15 protein-coding genes and 1 tRNA gene are annotated in these 14496 nt (G+C 74.7%); 9 read left to right on the top strand and 7 right to left on the bottom strand.

Features of this window, described 5'->3' with window-relative positions:
- Positions 1-17: 17 nt before the first annotated feature.
- From ACFW01_RS03470 to ACFW01_RS03440, 7 genes are all read left to right on the top strand, one after another.
- Entirely contained in the window at positions 18-1211 is a 1194-nt protein-coding gene (locus tag ACFW01_RS03470) for a glycine C-acetyltransferase (protein WP_234960397.1), read from the top strand.
- Between the two features lie 29 nt (positions 1212-1240).
- Positions 1241-2143 carry a LysR family transcriptional regulator gene (locus ACFW01_RS03465; protein ID WP_234960399.1) on the top strand — a complete coding sequence of 301 codons (903 nt, stop codon included), beginning with the start codon at positions 1241-1243 and terminating at the stop codon, positions 2141-2143.
- A gap of 46 nt (positions 2144-2189) precedes the next feature.
- Positions 2190-2780 carry an XRE family transcriptional regulator gene (locus ACFW01_RS03460; RefSeq protein WP_234960401.1) on the top strand — a complete coding sequence of 197 codons (591 nt, stop codon included), beginning with the start codon at positions 2190-2192 and terminating at the stop codon, positions 2778-2780.
- Complete coding sequence (locus ACFW01_RS03455) at positions 2777-3310, top strand: GNAT family N-acetyltransferase (protein ID WP_234960403.1); 534 nt, start codon at positions 2777-2779, stop codon at positions 3308-3310. The genes ACFW01_RS03460 and ACFW01_RS03455 overlap by 4 nt, the downstream gene beginning before the upstream one ends.
- Before the next feature lie 30 nt (positions 3311-3340).
- Entirely contained in the window at positions 3341-3700 is a 360-nt protein-coding gene (locus ACFW01_RS03450; protein ID WP_234960405.1) for an MmcQ/YjbR family DNA-binding protein, read from the top strand.
- Positions 3701-3818: 118 nt separating this feature from the next.
- Positions 3819-5135 (top strand): MFS transporter, encoded by a 1317-nt coding sequence (locus ACFW01_RS03445; RefSeq protein ID WP_234960407.1) that lies wholly within the window; start codon positions 3819-3821, stop codon positions 5133-5135.
- Between the two features lie 102 nt (positions 5136-5237).
- Positions 5238-5311: transfer RNA gene (locus ACFW01_RS03440), tRNA-Pro, on the top strand.
- 87 nt (positions 5312-5398) lie between these two features.
- On the opposite strand, the gene ACFW01_RS03435 is transcribed toward ACFW01_RS03440, so the two are convergent.
- The 7 genes from ACFW01_RS03435 to ACFW01_RS03405 form a co-directional block, all read right to left on the bottom strand.
- Positions 5399-5926, bottom strand: a complete 528-nt coding sequence (locus tag ACFW01_RS03435; protein ID WP_181849552.1) for an NUDIX hydrolase family protein — start codon at positions 5924-5926, stop codon at positions 5399-5401.
- An 80-nt stretch (positions 5927-6006) separates the two neighbouring features.
- Positions 6007-7152 carry an amidohydrolase family protein gene (locus ACFW01_RS03430; protein WP_234960409.1) on the bottom strand — a complete coding sequence of 382 codons (1146 nt, stop codon included), beginning with the start codon at positions 7150-7152 and terminating at the stop codon, positions 6007-6009.
- 1 nt (position 7153) lies between these two features.
- Positions 7154-8554 (bottom strand): glutamine synthetase, encoded by a 1401-nt coding sequence (locus ACFW01_RS03425; RefSeq protein ID WP_384502276.1) that lies wholly within the window; start codon positions 8552-8554, stop codon positions 7154-7156.
- 157 nt (positions 8555-8711) lie between these two features.
- Positions 8712-9554, bottom strand: coding sequence for a hypothetical protein (locus ACFW01_RS03420; protein ID WP_384502275.1), 843 nt, complete (start codon positions 9552-9554; stop codon positions 8712-8714).
- Positions 9555-9666: 112 nt separating this feature from the next.
- Positions 9667-10317: an endonuclease gene (locus ACFW01_RS03415; protein WP_384502274.1), complete on the bottom strand. Its 651-nt coding sequence runs from the start codon at positions 10315-10317 to the stop codon at positions 9667-9669.
- A 2-nt stretch (positions 10318-10319) separates the two neighbouring features.
- Positions 10320-10652: a DUF3140 domain-containing protein gene (locus tag ACFW01_RS03410; RefSeq protein WP_384502273.1), complete on the bottom strand. Its 333-nt coding sequence runs from the start codon at positions 10650-10652 to the stop codon at positions 10320-10322.
- A 76-nt stretch (positions 10653-10728) separates the two neighbouring features.
- On the bottom strand, positions 10729-11538 hold the full coding sequence (locus ACFW01_RS03405; protein ID WP_384502344.1) for an alpha/beta hydrolase: 810 nt from the start codon (positions 11536-11538) through the stop codon (positions 10729-10731).
- 158 nt (positions 11539-11696) lie between these two features.
- Between ACFW01_RS03405 and ACFW01_RS03400 the strand changes: the two genes are divergently transcribed.
- Both ACFW01_RS03400 and ACFW01_RS03395 read left to right on the top strand, forming a co-directional pair.
- Positions 11697-12884 (top strand): thiolase family protein, encoded by a 1188-nt coding sequence (locus ACFW01_RS03400; RefSeq protein ID WP_384502272.1) that lies wholly within the window; start codon positions 11697-11699, stop codon positions 12882-12884.
- A 55-nt stretch (positions 12885-12939) separates the two neighbouring features.
- Positions 12940-14478, top strand: a complete 1539-nt coding sequence (locus tag ACFW01_RS03395; protein ID WP_384502271.1) for a long-chain fatty acid--CoA ligase — start codon at positions 12940-12942, stop codon at positions 14476-14478.
- Positions 14479-14496 lie beyond the last annotated feature (18 nt).

Raw genomic sequence — 14496 nt, 5'->3', positions numbered from 1 at the left:
TCCTAGGAGCTTCTGAGATGTTCGACTCCGTGCGCGACGACCTGCGCACCACCCTCGACGAGATCCGCGCCGCCGGACTGCACAAGCCCGAGCGCGTGATCGGCACCCCCCAGTCGGCGACGGTGAACGTCACCGCGGGCGGCCGCCCCGGCGAGGTCCTCAACTTCTGCGCCAACAACTACCTCGGCCTCGCCGACCACCCCGAGGTCGTCGCCGCCGCCCACGAGGCGCTGGACCGCTGGGGCTACGGCATGGCCTCCGTCCGCTTCATCTGCGGCACCCAGGAGGTGCACAAGGAACTGGAGGGCCGACTCTCCGCGTTCCTCGGCCAGGAGGACACGATCCTCTACTCCTCCTGCTTCGACGCCAACGGCGGCGTCTTCGAGACCCTGCTCGGCCCCGAGGACGCGGTGATCTCCGACGCCCTCAACCACGCCTCGATCATCGACGGCATCCGCCTCAGCAAGGCGAAGCGCCTGCGCTACGCCAACCGCGACATGGCCGACCTGGAGGCGCAGCTCAAGGCGGCCGGCGACGCCCGGCGCAAGCTGATCGTCACCGACGGCGTCTTCTCGATGGACGGCTACGTCGCCCCCCTCGACGAGATCTGCGACCTCGCCGACCGCTACGACGCCATGGTCATGGTCGACGACTCGCACGCCGTGGGCTTCGTCGGCCCCGGCGGCCGCGGCACCCCCGAGCTGCACGGCGTCATGGACCGCGTCGACATCATCACCGGCACCCTCGGCAAGGCCCTCGGCGGCGCCTCCGGCGGCTACGTCGCCGCCCGCGCCGAGATCGTCGCCCTGCTGCGCCAGCGGTCCCGCCCCTACCTCTTCTCCAACACCCTGGCCCCGGTCATCGCCGCCGCCTCCCTGAAGGTCCTCGACCTGCTGGAGTCGGCCGACGACCTGCGCGTCCGGCTCGCCGAGAACACCGCCCTCTTCCGGAGCCGGATGACCGAGGAGGGCTTCGACATCCTCCCCGGCGACCACGCCATCGCCCCGGTGATGATCGGCGACGCCTCCGAGGCCGGCCGCATGGCCGAGCTGCTCCTTGAGCGCGGCGTCTACGTGATCGGCTTCTCGTACCCGGTCGTGCCGCAGGGACAAGCCCGCATCCGCGTCCAGCTCTCCGCCGCGCACTCCACGGCCGACGTGAACCGCGCGGTGGACGCCTTCGTCGCGGCCCGGGAGCAGCTCGCCGCGTGAAACGCCGGTGACCTGAGAGAATCGATCCCGTGATCGAAGCGCGGCGGCTGCACATCCTCCGAGCGGTGGCGGACCACCGCACCGTGACGGCGGCTGCCGCCGCGCTGTACCTCACCCCTTCCGCGGTCTCCCAGCAGCTGGCCGCCCTGGAGCAGGAGACCGGCCACCGCCTGGTCGAGCGCGGCGCCAAGGGCGTACGGCTGACCCCGGCGGGCGAGATCTTGCTGAGCCACACCAACGCCGTCCTCGCCCAGCTGGAGCGGGCCGAGGCCGAACTCGCCGCCTACGGTTCGGGCGCCGCCGGCACCGTCACCGTCGCCTCCTTCGCGACCGGCATCGCCCTGGTGGTCGCGCCCGCGCTGGCCCGCCTCGCCGAGACCGCGCCCGGCATCCGCATCCGCGTCCAGGACGCCGAGGGCGACGCCAGCCTGCCGATGGTCCTGGACCGGCAGGTCGACGTGGCCGTCGCCGTCGAGTACCGCGGGGCACCGCCCGCCGACGACCCGCGGCTGACCCACGTCCCGCTGTACGCCGAGCCCTTCGACGCCGTCGTCCCGGTGGCCCACCGCCTCGCCGGTGCCGACGAGGTCCCGCTCGCGGAGCTGGCCAAGGACCCCTGGATCGGCCCCTACCCGGGCAACCCGTGCCACGACGTCGTCGTGCTGGCCTGCGAGAGCGCCGGCTTCCAGCCCCGCATGGAGCACTCCTCGGACGACTTCCGCGCGGTGGTCTCGCTCGCCGCGGCCGACGCGGGTGTCGCGCTGGTCCCGCGCTCGGCGCTGCACGGCACCGACCTCACCGGCGTGGTCGTCCGCCCGGTCGACGGGGTCGCGCCCACCCGCCGGGTCTTCGCGGCCGTACGCCGGGGGGCCGAGGAGCACCCGCTGATCCGGCCGGTGCTTGACGCGCTCGACGAGGTGGCCCGGGCGTGAGGCTTCCGTAACGTGCCTGTCTCATATCCGGGATAGCGTCCCTGATATGAGAGACGACGACAGAGGTGACGACGGGGCTCCCGACCCCGTGGACGCCCGGCTCGCCGCCCGGCTCGCCGAACTGCGGGCCGAGCACGGCTGGTCGCTGGGGGAGCTGGCGGAGCGCAGCGGAGTGAGCCGGTCCACGCTGTCGCGGGCCGAGCGCGCCGAGACCAGCCCCACCGCCGCCCAGCTGAACCGCCTGTGCGCGGTCTACGGCCGGACCATGTCGCGGCTGCTCGGCGAGGTCGAGGGGGAGCCGGCGCTGCTGGTACGGGCGGCTGAGCAGCCCCGGTGGGAGGACAGGACCGCCGGCTTCGTGCGCCGCTCGGTCTCCCCGCCGCACGCCGCACTGCGCGGCGAACTGGTCGAGGGACGGCTCGCCCCCGGCGCCGACATCGCCTACGACCGGCCGCCCGTCCCCGGCCTGGAACAGCACGTCTGGGTGCTGGGCGGCGCGCTGGAGGTGACCGCCCAGGACGTCGCGCACCACCTCGGCACCGGGGACTGCCTGCGGATGCGGGTGTGGGGGCCGACCAGGTTCCGCTGCGCGGGCCCGGAGGAGACGCGCTACGTGCTGGCGGTGGTGCTGCCGTGATCGTCAGTCGTGTCGACGAGCGCCGGCTGACCGCGCTGCTGGAGGAGTTGGCGGACCTGCTGACCGACGTCGTGGACGGCGGCGCGTCGGTCGGCTTCCTCGCGCCGCTGGAACGCGGCCCGGCGCTCGCGTGGTGGCGGGCCCGGGTCCGCGCGGTGGCCGCCGGGGAGCTGGCCGTCTGGGTGGCGCACGAGGGGGAGCGGGTGTGCGGGACCGTGAGCCTCGCCCTGCCCGACAAGCCCAACAGCCGCCACCGCGCCGAGCTGGTCAAGTTCATGGTCGCCCGGTCGGTCCGCGGCCGGGGCGTGGGACGGAGGCTGCTGGCGGCCGCCGAGGAGTCGGCCGCCGCGGCCGGCCTCACCCTGCTCCACCTGGACACCGAGACCGGCAGCCCCGCCGAACACCTCTACCGCTCCGCCGGGTGGACCCGGACCGGCACCATCCCCGGCTACGCGGCGGACCCGGGCGGCGAGCTGCGGCCGACGACCATCTACTACAAGCAGATCGGCGGCCCCTTCGCCGCCGGGTGATTGTCAGTGGCGGCCGATAGCGTGCCTGGCATGCCGGACGCAGAAGACGTACGCCGTGTCGCCCTGTCCCTGCCGGACACCACGGAGAAGATCGCCTGGAGCATGCCCACGTTTCGGGTCGCGGGGAAGATGTTCGCCACGCTGCCCGAGGACGAGACCTCCATCGCGGTGCGCTGCCCCAAGGAGGAGCGCGACGAACTGGTGCTGGCCGAGCCCGGGAAGTTCTGGATCGCCGCTCACGAGGCGCAGTTCGCCTGGGTCCGGGCCCGGCTCGCGGCCCTGGAGGGCGAGGACGAACTCCGCGACATCCTCGCCGACTCCTGGCGCCAGGCGGCCCCGACCCGCCTCCTGGAGGCCCATCCACGACTGGGGCTGCCGGCCGGGAGCTAGAAAATCCCTCGGGCGCTGTCGGTGGCCCGTGGCATGATCCGGGGACACGCGTGGCAGCCGGGGCCGGAGGGGGCTCCGGCTGTCGGACGTACGGCGCGGCCGGGGAGGGGAGCGCGGGATGGCCGGGACGGCCTCGCAGTCCACGCACGAGGGGGCGACGGCGGCGCGAGCCGTCTGGTCGCGGGACTTCGCGCTGTTCTTCGCCGCGCGGGCCGTCGCCAGGCTGGGCGACACCATGCTGCCCGTCGCGCTCGCCGCCGGTCTGCTGCAGCACGGGTACGGGGCGGGCGCGGTCGGCCTCGCCATGGCCTCGACCGCCGCCGCCTTCGCCGGACTGGTCGTCTTCGGCGGAGTCCTCGCGGACCGCTTCAGCACGCGCAGGCTGATGATCGGCGCGGACCTGGTGCGGCTCGGCACCCAGGCGCTGGCCGCCGTCCTCTTCTTCTCCGGACACGTCGTGCTCTGGCAGATCTGCGCCATCGGGTTCGTCAACGGTGTCGCGAGCGCCGTCTTCCAGCCCGGCGTCGCCAGCACCGTGCCCCGCCTGGCCGCCGACATCCAGGGCGCGAACGGCGCGATACGCGTCGCCGAGTCCGCCGCCCAGCTCGCCGGTCCCGCCGTGGCCGGCCTCCTGGTCGGCTTCGCCTCACCCGGCGGGGTCTTCGCCGCCCACGCCACCACGTACGCGGTCAGCGCCGGGTGCCTGCTGCTCCTCCGGCTCCCCCCGCTCGCGCCGGGCGGCCGGACCGCGACCGGCCCGCGGACGAAGGCCTTCCGCGCCGACCTCGTCGAGGGCTGGCACGAGTTCCGCTCCCGCAGGTGGCTGTGGGGCGTCATCGCCGTCTGGTGCGTCTACATGATCGCCGTCTGGGGCCCGACGGTCCCCCTCGTGGCCACCGAGGTGGTCCAGGAGCACGGCGCACGCGCCTACGGCCTGGTCAACTCCGCCCTCGGCGCCGGCACCGTCGTCGGCGGCCTCGTCGCGCTGCGGCTGCGGCCCCGCCGCATGCTCCGCGCCGGGGCGATCGCCCTCGTCGGCTTCGCCGCCTTCCCGGCGAGCGTCGGCGCCGGGCTCGACGTCCCCGCGATGGCCGCGGGCGCCGCCGTCGCCGGGGCCGGGATGTCCTTCTGGGGCGTGATGTGGGCGACCAGCGTGCAGACCCAGGTGCCGCCCGACGTGCTCAACCGCATCCACGCCTACGACGTCGCGGGCTCGCTGGCGATGATGCCCGTCGGCCAGGCCCTCGCCGGGCCCGCCGCATCGGCCCTGGGCGCCGACCACGTGCTGCTCGTCTCCGGCGCGACCAGCTTCGCCGTCTGCGCGGCCCTGCTGTTGATACCGGCGGTGCGCGGCCTGGTCCGGGTCGACGCGGCCGCGGCCGGCTCGGGACGGGCGGCGCGGAAGGCCCAGCCGTCCCGGGCCGAGAAGTGCTGACCGCGGTGCCCGCCCCGGAAAAGCGATGCGCGACCACGGGCCCGAGTGCGGTATGGTTTTCCTGCGCGTTCGGCCGGGGGAAACCCCAGGTCAGACGGGCAACGGGACGTGGCGCAGCTTGGTAGCGCACTTGACTGGGGGTCAAGGGGTCGCAGGTTCAAATCCTGTCGTCCCGACACGGCGAAGGGCCTTCGCGGACAGCAGTCCGCGAAGGCCCTCTTCGCGTGCGGGCGAGGTGGCGGCCGCGCGCCGCCACCCGCGCCTCAGTCCACGCAGCCCACATGCGCCAGCGCCTGCTTCAGCAGCACCCCGTGCCCGCCCGGCATCTCGCCGCGCACCGCCTCCGACAGGGCTTCGCGCGGGTCGAACCAGACCAGGTCCAGCGCGTCCTGCCGGGGCCGGCAGTCACCGGTGACCGGCACCACGTAGGCCAGGGAGACCGCGTGCTGCCGGGGGTCGTGGTACGGCGTCACCCCGTGCGTCGGGAAGTACTCGGCCACCGTGAACGGCTGGAGCGAGGACGGCACCCGGGGCAGCGCCACCGGGCCCAGGTCCTTCTCCAGGTGGCGCAGGAGGGCGTCCCGGACCCGCTCGTGGTGGAGCACCCGGCCGGAGACCAGCGTCCGGCTGACCGTCCCGTCCGGGCCGATGCGCAGGAGCAGGCCGACGCTGGTGACTTCGCCGCTGTCGTCGACGCGGACGGGCACCGCCTCGACGTACAGGATCGGCATGCGGGCACGTGCCATCTCCAGCTCGTCGGTCGTCAGCCAGCCCGGCGTGGTTTCGGTCATGTCAGACATCGCTTGATCATACTTTCAGCCGTTCCTGCTTCCCGGGCGGCGCTCCGGGACTGTGACCGGTCCCACGCCGCTCAGCCGTCGTCCATCGGGCCCCCGGGCAGCCGGTAGACCCGGCGGGCGTTGTCCCGGCCCGCCCAGCGCGCGAGGCGCAGCGCGTCCGGAAGAGCCAGTTCGTCGGCGTCCAGCCGCTCCTGGAGCAGCCCCGCCAGCCCCCGCCGGAACGCGACCGCCCCGAGGTGATGGAACTCGGCCACACCATAGGCGTCGGAGCTGTACAGCAGCTTCCGGAACGGGGTGATCTCCGTCGCCTCCGCCAGGATCGCGCGGGCCCGCGCGGGGCCGACGTGGTGCAGGGTGAGGCCGACGTCCAGGTACACGCGCTCGAAGACCGCCGAGAGGTACGCCGCCTGGCGCTGGTAGGGCCAGCAGTGCAGCAGCAGGACGGGGATGGTGCCGGCGGTCAGGTGCAGCCAGTCGGTCAGCAGGGTCGGGTCCACGCGGTGCATGCGGATGTCGGCGTCGCCGAAGCCGGTGTGCAGCTGGAGGGGCCGGCCGAGGTCCACCGCGGTCCACAGCAGGTGACGGACGAGCACCGGGTCGTCGAGCCGGCCGCCGCGCGCGAGCCACCGCCGCGCCGCCCCCGTGACCTCCTCGGGTGAGGGACGGGCCGGGTCCAGGCCGAAGCCCGTCCGGTAGGCCGCCACCGACTTGACGGCCACCACGCCCGGCCGTCGTACCGCCTCCCACGCGGCCGAGCGGAACGCCTCCGCGTACGCGTCCGGCTCGACACCGCCCGCCGCCACCGCCTCCGCGACCTGCTCGAGCCGCACCACTTCGTACGCCGTGGCGTCCGCGGCGCGCGCCAGCTCGGCCGGCCCGGTCACCCGGTCCGGGGCGTAGCCCGTGTCCACGCAGAACACGCCCGTACCCGCGGCCCGCAGGAACCGCCGGTTCACCTCTGCCGCGCCCAGTTCGGACCGCCGGGCCAGGTAGACGTCCGGGGGCGCGTGGCGCTCCAGGTCCAGCAGGGGAGCGCAGTGACGGCGCACGGCGATGCCGACGGGGCTGTCGAAGGGGGACACGCCGGGCCATCGTTCGCCCTCGGTGAGGAGGGACTCGAAGCCCTCGCGGTCCAGGTCGCCGGTGACGGCGCCGTGGCAGTGGTGGTCCACCAGCTCCAGCGCGGCGAGGCTCTCGTGGACGGGGCCGCCGGCCATGTCAGTACTTCCAGCGGTAGGCCGCCGCCACCCGGTCGTCGTCGAGCCCGGCAACCGCGTCGATCTCCCCCTGCCGTACGGCGGTCACCGCGTCGGCCAGGACCGGCCCCAGCGCGGTCCGCAGCACGTCGTCCGCGCGGAACGCCGCCACCGACTCGGCGAGGGAGACCGGCAGCCGGCGCACCCCCCGGGCCACCGCGTCGGCGGGGTCCAGCCGGGCGGGGTCGCCGGTGATCTCCTCGGGCAGCGGCGCGGACGACGCCAGTCCGTCCAGTCCGGCGGCGATCACCGAGGCGAGCGCGAGATACGGGTTGGCGGCCAGGTCGACCGGCTTCACCTCCAGGTTCGCCGCCCGGCCCTGCTCCCCGGCGCTCCCGGTGACGATCCGCAGGGCCGCCTCCCGGGTCTCCCGGCCCCAGGAGGTGAAGACGCCCGCCCACTGCGAGGGGCGGAGCCGCAGATGGCTGGCCGGGCTCGGCGCGGTCATCGCGAGGAGCGCCGGCAGGTGGCCCAGCACCCCGGCGACGAAGGACTCGGCCTCCGCGGTCATGCCGTACCGGCCGGTGCCGCCGGCGTGCAGGTTGGACCCGTCCCGCCAGGCGGAGAGGTGGAGGTGCCCGCCGTTGCCGACGCCCCGCCCGAGGACCGCCGGGGCGAAGGAGACCCGCAGCCCGTGCCGCTGGGCCACGGCCCGGATCGTCTGCCGCACCAGCACGCTGCGGTCGGCCGCCGCCACCGGGTCGAGAGCGCCCACCGAGACCTCGAACTGCCCCGCCGCGTACTCGGGGTGCAGCTGCTCCACGTCCACGCCCTGGGCCGCGAGCGCCGCCAGCAGGTCGGCCGCGCAGTCGCTGAGCCCGATCTGGCGGGCGGCGCCGTACGCCGGCCCCGACACGGCCGGGACGAAGGCGCCGTCGTCCGCGTCTCCCCGGCCCACCGACCACTCGATCTCGATCGCCGCCTTGAACCGGAGGCCGTACCGCTCGGCGGCGTGCCCGACGGTGCGGCGCAGGACGGTGCGCGCGCACGCCGGGTGCGGCCCGCCCTCCTGCGTGATCCGGTCGACCGGCGCCCACGCCCAGCCGGGCTGCGCCGCCAGCACGGTCAGCCGGTCCAGGTCGGGGTGGAGGCGCAGGTCGCCGTCGGGGGAGCCGAGGACGTCCGTGGCGACGATCGAGTCGTCCGCCAGGAAGGTGTCGAACACCGGGGACATGCCCACGCCCCACGCGGCGGCCGAGGCGAGCCGCGCGGTGGGCACGGTCTTCACCCGGGCGATCCCCGCCGTGTCGACGTACGCCAGCACGACACCGTGCACTCCCTGGCCGGACAGCTCACCACTCAGCGCGGTGGCCCGCTCGGTCTCGCCCGGGCGCCCGCCGGGTACGGGGTCGCTCTCGCTCACGTCTCGGGCTCCTTCGCGCGTGCGCCGTCCACCGCCGACCATTGTGCCGTCCGGTGATCACGCTGTCCGGGTTTCGCCGGATCCGTGCACACGGCGCCGCCCCGCGCCGTGTCGGCGTACGCGGGGCGGGGGCGCGGAGCGGGTGCGGGAGCCGGGGTCAGGTCATGGGGGTGGGCTGCGGGGAGGGCGTGCCGCCGTCCAGGACGGTCTTCAGGCGCTCGGTGCCCTGCCGCACCCCCTGCTCGACGGCGTCGGCCTGGTCGCCGTCGAGGCCGCCGCCGGTCACGGTCAGGGCGGAGGTGCCGACGCGTACGACGGCCACGTCCAGGCTGAGCGTGGCCGGGTTGCCGCCGGTGGACCCCTGCACGGTCACCCGCAGGCCCTCACGGGCGTCGCCCACCTCCGGGACCGACGCCTCGGTCACCTGGACCGTGCGCTTCTCGCCCCCGGAGTCGGTCGCGGTGAACTGGTCGCACTTCTGGGGCAGGGAGTCCATCCACTCCAGGCGCTCGTCCAGTCCGCCGCGGTCGTAGCCGGCCACCTGGTCCAGGAGGCGGGAGTCGCCCTGCTCGAAGCCGGTGACCGCCGACGGCCCCGACGGCTCGCCCAGCAGGTTCTCGCCGTAGAGCCCGTCGAGGAGTTCCTGGCAGTCCGAGGCGTCCGTCCTGGCGGTGAGGAAGTCGGACACGTCGACCTCGCCGACGAGCATCTGGTCGCGCCACTTGTCGGCGTCCTGGACCTGGTTCCAGTCGCCCTCCAGGTCGCCCTCCGTGAGCAGCGCGGCCTTCGCGCCGGACTCGGTGAGGGTGGGGGCGGTCTTGGGGGACCCGGTGGGCTGTGCCGCGGGGGCCCGCTCGGCGGCGGGGGAGGCCGACCGCGCCCGTTCCGCGGCGGTGTCCGACCCGCCGGCGTCGTCCGAGCAGGCCGCGGCGGTCAGCAGCGCGCCCGCCGTCAGGGCGGCGGCCACGAGGCGGGCGGGGCGGGACGGTCGACGGCTCATCGCGGGATGCCTCCTGGGACGGGAACGGTGTCCTCAGCGCATCACCGCGGCCGCGGGCCCACCAGCGCACGGGGCTGTCCGGGTGACCTGACCCGGGGCCGGGCGGCCGGGCTCAGCCCGCGCGTTCCAGGGTGTCCTCGGCGACGTCCTTGTCCACCGCCGCGCGCACCAGCGCGGCCGCGAGGACGGCCGGTTCCGTCGTCCCGGCGAGGCCGAGGAGCCGGTCCGGGTCGGACGGCAGGCCGAGGCGTTCCGCGCCCTGGAGGGCCTTTCGGTCCAGGGTGGGGCCCGCCTCCGGCCAGACGAGCTGGGCCTCGCGCAGGAAGATGTCCGCGCCGGTCGGACCCACTCCGGGAAACTCCCGGAGCAGCCGCCGTACTTCGGCGAGGTCGCCGACCGCCTCCTCGCGGAGGCGGCGCAGGTCGCCGCCCCACCGCTCGGTCAGCAGTGCGGCGGCCTCGCCGAGCTGGGTGGCGGTGCGCTCGTCGTAGCGCCGGTAGCCGCCCCGGCCGAGGGCGTCCACCCGCTCCTGCCAGTCGGCGTCGGCCATGCGCCGCGGGTTCCGCAGCCCCGCGTCGTACAGGGCGCGCGCGGTGGCCACCGCGATCGAGCCGCGGATGCGGGCGCTCAGCAGATGGGAGAGGACCAGCAGCCGGTACAGCGGCTGCGGGGTGTCCTTGAGCCGGATGCCCGCCTCCTCGGCGTACGTCTGCCCGTGCGCCTCGACGAGCGCGCGCACGACCTCCCGTTGTCCGGGGCTCACGGCTAGGGCTTCAGCGGGTCGTGCCCGACCGTCATCAGGCGGTGCCGGAGCGCGGCGTCGTCGGACCTGGGCTCGTTCTCCAGGTCGGCCTGCGCCGTCACGGTGTCCACGACCTCGCGCATCGCGCCCAGGTTCTCCTCGGTGAGGTCGGTGCGCCGCTTCTGGAGGATCGACAGGACGTGCCGGCCGAGCGGCGGCCCCGCGTCGTCCGGCAGCGGCTCGGTCAGCTCACCGGAGTCGCGTACCCGGAGCCAGTCCGCGAGTTCCGCGGAGGTCATGTTGACGACACGGTGGAAGTCCTCCCACAGCGCGTCGAGTTCGAGGGCGTCGGTCATGAGGTGCCCCTCAGATCGTCGTGCGTATGTGCGTAGGCGCGGGTGCCCGAGGGGCGGAGGGGCAAACGCGCCCCGGTCAGCGGGCGAGCACGCCGTCCAGGAAGCGGGTGACGTCGGCGAAGACCTCGGTGCGGTTGGTCTCGTTGAACAGCTCGTGCCGGGCGCCCGGATAGATCCGCTCGGTCAGGTCGCCGCCGCTCAGCGCCTCGACGCCCGGGCGGCTGCCCGGCAGCGGCACCAGGCGGTCGTCGTCCCCGTGCACCCACAGCAGGGGCAGCGGGCCGACATCTCCGGCCTCGGCCACCTTCCCCAGGGTCCGCACGAAGGCCTCCAGGGTCGGCCGCTTCATCGGGCCGTGCCAGACCAGCGGGTCCGCCGCGTACGCCGCGCCGACGGCCGGATCCCGGGAGAGCGAGGCCGGGCTGATCGGGATGTCGGGGATCTCCGGCAGGGCGAGCAGCCGGCGCGGCAGCTCCCAGTCGCCGATGACCGGCCCGGACAGCACCAGCGCGCTCAGCCCGCCGGGGTGGCGCTGCGCGTAGCGGGAGGCGATCAGGCCGCCCATGGAGTGGCCGATCACGACGAACGGGAGGTCCGGGTGGGCGGCGCGGGCCCGTGCGGCCACCGAGTGCACGTCGGTGACCACGTCCTCGAAGTCCTCGACCAGCACCCGCTCGCCGTCGGACCGGCCGTGTCCGGTGTGGTCGAGACCCCAGACCGCCGCGCCGTGTCCGGCCAGGACACCGGCCACCTCCTCGTAGCGCCCGACGTGCTCGCCGTAGCCGTGCACCAGCAGCGCCACGTACCTGGGCCGGTCGGCGGGCCACTCGCGGGCGGTGATCCGTCCCCGTGTTCCGGTCAGGTCGTGTGCGCGGGCCTCGGCCATGGCTCCTCCGGCTCCGTCGGTGAAGGTCACCGGAGGATCTTCCCAGGGAGCGGTCCGGCGGTCTATAGTCCAAAACTAGCAGTGCTAATTAATGTCGTGTGCCCCTCGTCCGGCGGCGTGCCGTCCGGCGACCGGGCGACGACGGTCAGGAGTCCCTCGTGCGTCCCGTCCACTTCGCGGCCGCCCGCCGCACCCCGATCGGCAAGCTGCGCGGTGCCCTGTCCTCCGTGCGTCCCGACGACCTCGCCGCCGCAGTGATCCGGGGCCTGGTCGCCGACGTGCCCGCGCTCGACCCCGCCCGCGTCGACGACGTGTACTGGGGCGCCGCCAACCAGGCCGGCGAGGACAACCGCAACGTCGCCCGGATGGCCGCCCTCCTCGCGGGCCTGCCCGAGTCCGTCCCCGGCGCCACCGTCAACCGGCTGTGCGCCTCCGGCCTGGAGGCCGTCACCACCGCCGCCCGCACCGTCGCCGCGGGCGAGGCGGACGTCGTGCTCGCGGGCGGCTCCGAGTCGATGAGCCGCGCCCCCTTCGTGCTGCCCCGCCCCGACGAGGCGCTGCCGCACCGCATCGAGACCGTCGACACCCGGCTCGGCTGGCGCCTGGTCAACCCGGCGATGAAGGACCTGCACGGACTGCTGGCGATGGGCGAGACCGCCGAGGAGGTCGCCGGGCGGTACGGCATCCCGCGCGAGCGCCAGGACGAGTTCGCCCTGCGCAGCCACCACCTCGCCGCCGAGGCCCGCAAGAACGGGTACTTCGATGACGAGATCCTCCCGGTCGAGCGCCCCGACGGCGTGGTCGTCGACGCCGACGAATGCGTCCGCGAGGACACCTCGCTGGAGAAGCTGGGCCGCCTCAAGCCCGTCTTCCGCCCCGGCGGCACGGTCACCGCGGGCAACGCCTCCCCGATGAACGACGGCGCCGCCGGACTCCTCCTGGTCAGCGAGGAGGCCCTGAACGACCTGGGTCTGGAGTCGCTGGGCCGCTACGTCGCGGGCGGCTCGGCCGGCGTCCACCCGGACGTCATGGGCATCGGCCCGGTCCCCGCCACCCGCAAGGTCCTCGCCCGGGCCGGCTGGAGCGCCGGCGACCTGGCCGAGGCCGAGTTCAACGAGGCGTTCGCCGCCCAGGCCCTCGCCTGCGTCGACCAGCTCGGGATCGACCCCGGCCTGGTCAACCCCACCGGCGGCGCCATCGCGCTGGGCCACCCGCTCGGCTGCTCCGGCGCCCGCATCCTCACCACCCTGCTCCACCGCATGCGCCGCACGGGAGCGGCCCGCGGGCTGGCCACCATGTGCGTCGGCGTGGGGCAGGGCAGCGCGGTGCTCGTCGAACGGCACTGACCGGACGCACGTCGCATCTCTCCGCAGAGCCGCAGCAGAAACGGAGCAACACCCCATGGCAACCCTCTCCGTCGCCGCCATCCTCGCCGAGAACGCCCGGCGCCGTCCCGACAAGGAGGCGCTGGTCGAGGGCGACCTGCGGCTCTCCTTCGCCGAGGTGTGGCGGCGGGCGCGGGCGCAGGCCGGCGCGCTGACCGGCCTCGGCGTCCGGCCGGGGGACCGGGTCGCGCTGATGGCGCCGAACACCGCCGACTTCCCGCAGGCGTACTACGCGATCGCCGCCGCCGGTGGCGTCGTCGTGCCCGTGCACCTCCTGCTGTCGGCCGCCGAGGTCGAGCACGTGCTGCGCGACAGCGGCGCCACGCTGCTGCTGTGCCACCCCGCCCAGGCCGAGACGGGCACGGCCGCCGCGCGGGAGACGGGCGTACGGGTGATCACCCTCGGCGACGAGCTCGGCAAGCTCGCCGCCGACGCCGAGCCGCTGCCCACGTACGTCACCCGCGACGCCGACGACCCGGCCGTGGTCTTCTACACCAGCGGCACCACCGGTGTCCCCAAGGGCGCGGTGCTCAGCCACTTCAACCTGGTGATGAACGCGACCGTCAACGCCTTCGACGCCAACGACATCCGGCCCGACGACATCGCGCTCGGCGCGCTGCCGCTGTTCCACGCCTTCGGTCAGACCGTCTCCCTCAACTCGACCTGGCGGGCGGGGGCCACCCTCGTCCTGCTGCCCCGCTTCGACGCGGCGCGCGCGATCGAGCTGATGGTCGAGGAGAAGGTCAACACCTTCCACGGGGTGCCGACCATGTTCGTCGCCCTCGCCGCCGCGGCGGGCGACGCCGACTCCCTGCCGGATCTGCGGGTGTGCGTCTCCGGCGGAGCCTCGCTGCCGGTGGCGGTGCTGGAGCGGTTCGAGGAGGCGTTCGGCGCGCGCGTCCACGAGGGGTACGGGCTGTCGGAGACCTCGCCCGCGGCGGCCGTGAACCAGCCCGTGTTCGGGACCAGGCCCGGCACCATCGGCCACCCGCTGTGGGGCGTGGACGTGGAGATCGCGGACGCGGACGTCGAGGGCCGCGTCGTCCTGCTGCCGACCGGTGAGCTGGGCGAGGTCGTCGTACGCGGCCACAACGTCTTCTCCGGCTACCTCGGCCGCCCGGAGGCCACTGCCGAGGCGCTGGTCGACGGCTGGTTCCGCACGGGGGACCTCGGCACCAAGGACGACGAGGGCTTCCTCCGCATCGTCGACCGCAAGAAGGACGTCATCATCCGGGGCGGCTACAACGTCTACCCGCGGGAGGTCGAGGAGGTGCTGACGCGCCACCCCGGCGTCGCGCAGGTCGCCGTCATCGGCCTCCCGGACGAACTCCACGGCGAGGAGGTGTGCGCCGTCGTCGTCCCCGAGCCGGGCGCGACGCCGGACGCGGCCGGGATCACCGAGTGGTCCAAGGGGCACCTCGGCCGGTACAAGTACCCGCGCCGCGTGGAGTTCGCGGACGCCCTGCCGCTCGGGCCGAGCATGAAGGTGCTGAAGCGGGAACTGCGGGCCCGGTACGCCGACCACGCCCAGCACCAGGGACCGCCGACCCGCTAAGGACCGACTGGCGAGACG

Source organism: Streptomyces sp. NPDC058985, from assembly GCF_042740985.1.
Lineage (GTDB): Bacteria > Actinomycetota > Actinomycetes > Streptomycetales > Streptomycetaceae > Streptomyces.
The sequence above is the reverse complement of the archived record's forward strand: the minus strand, read 5'-3'. Positions and strand labels throughout refer to the sequence as shown.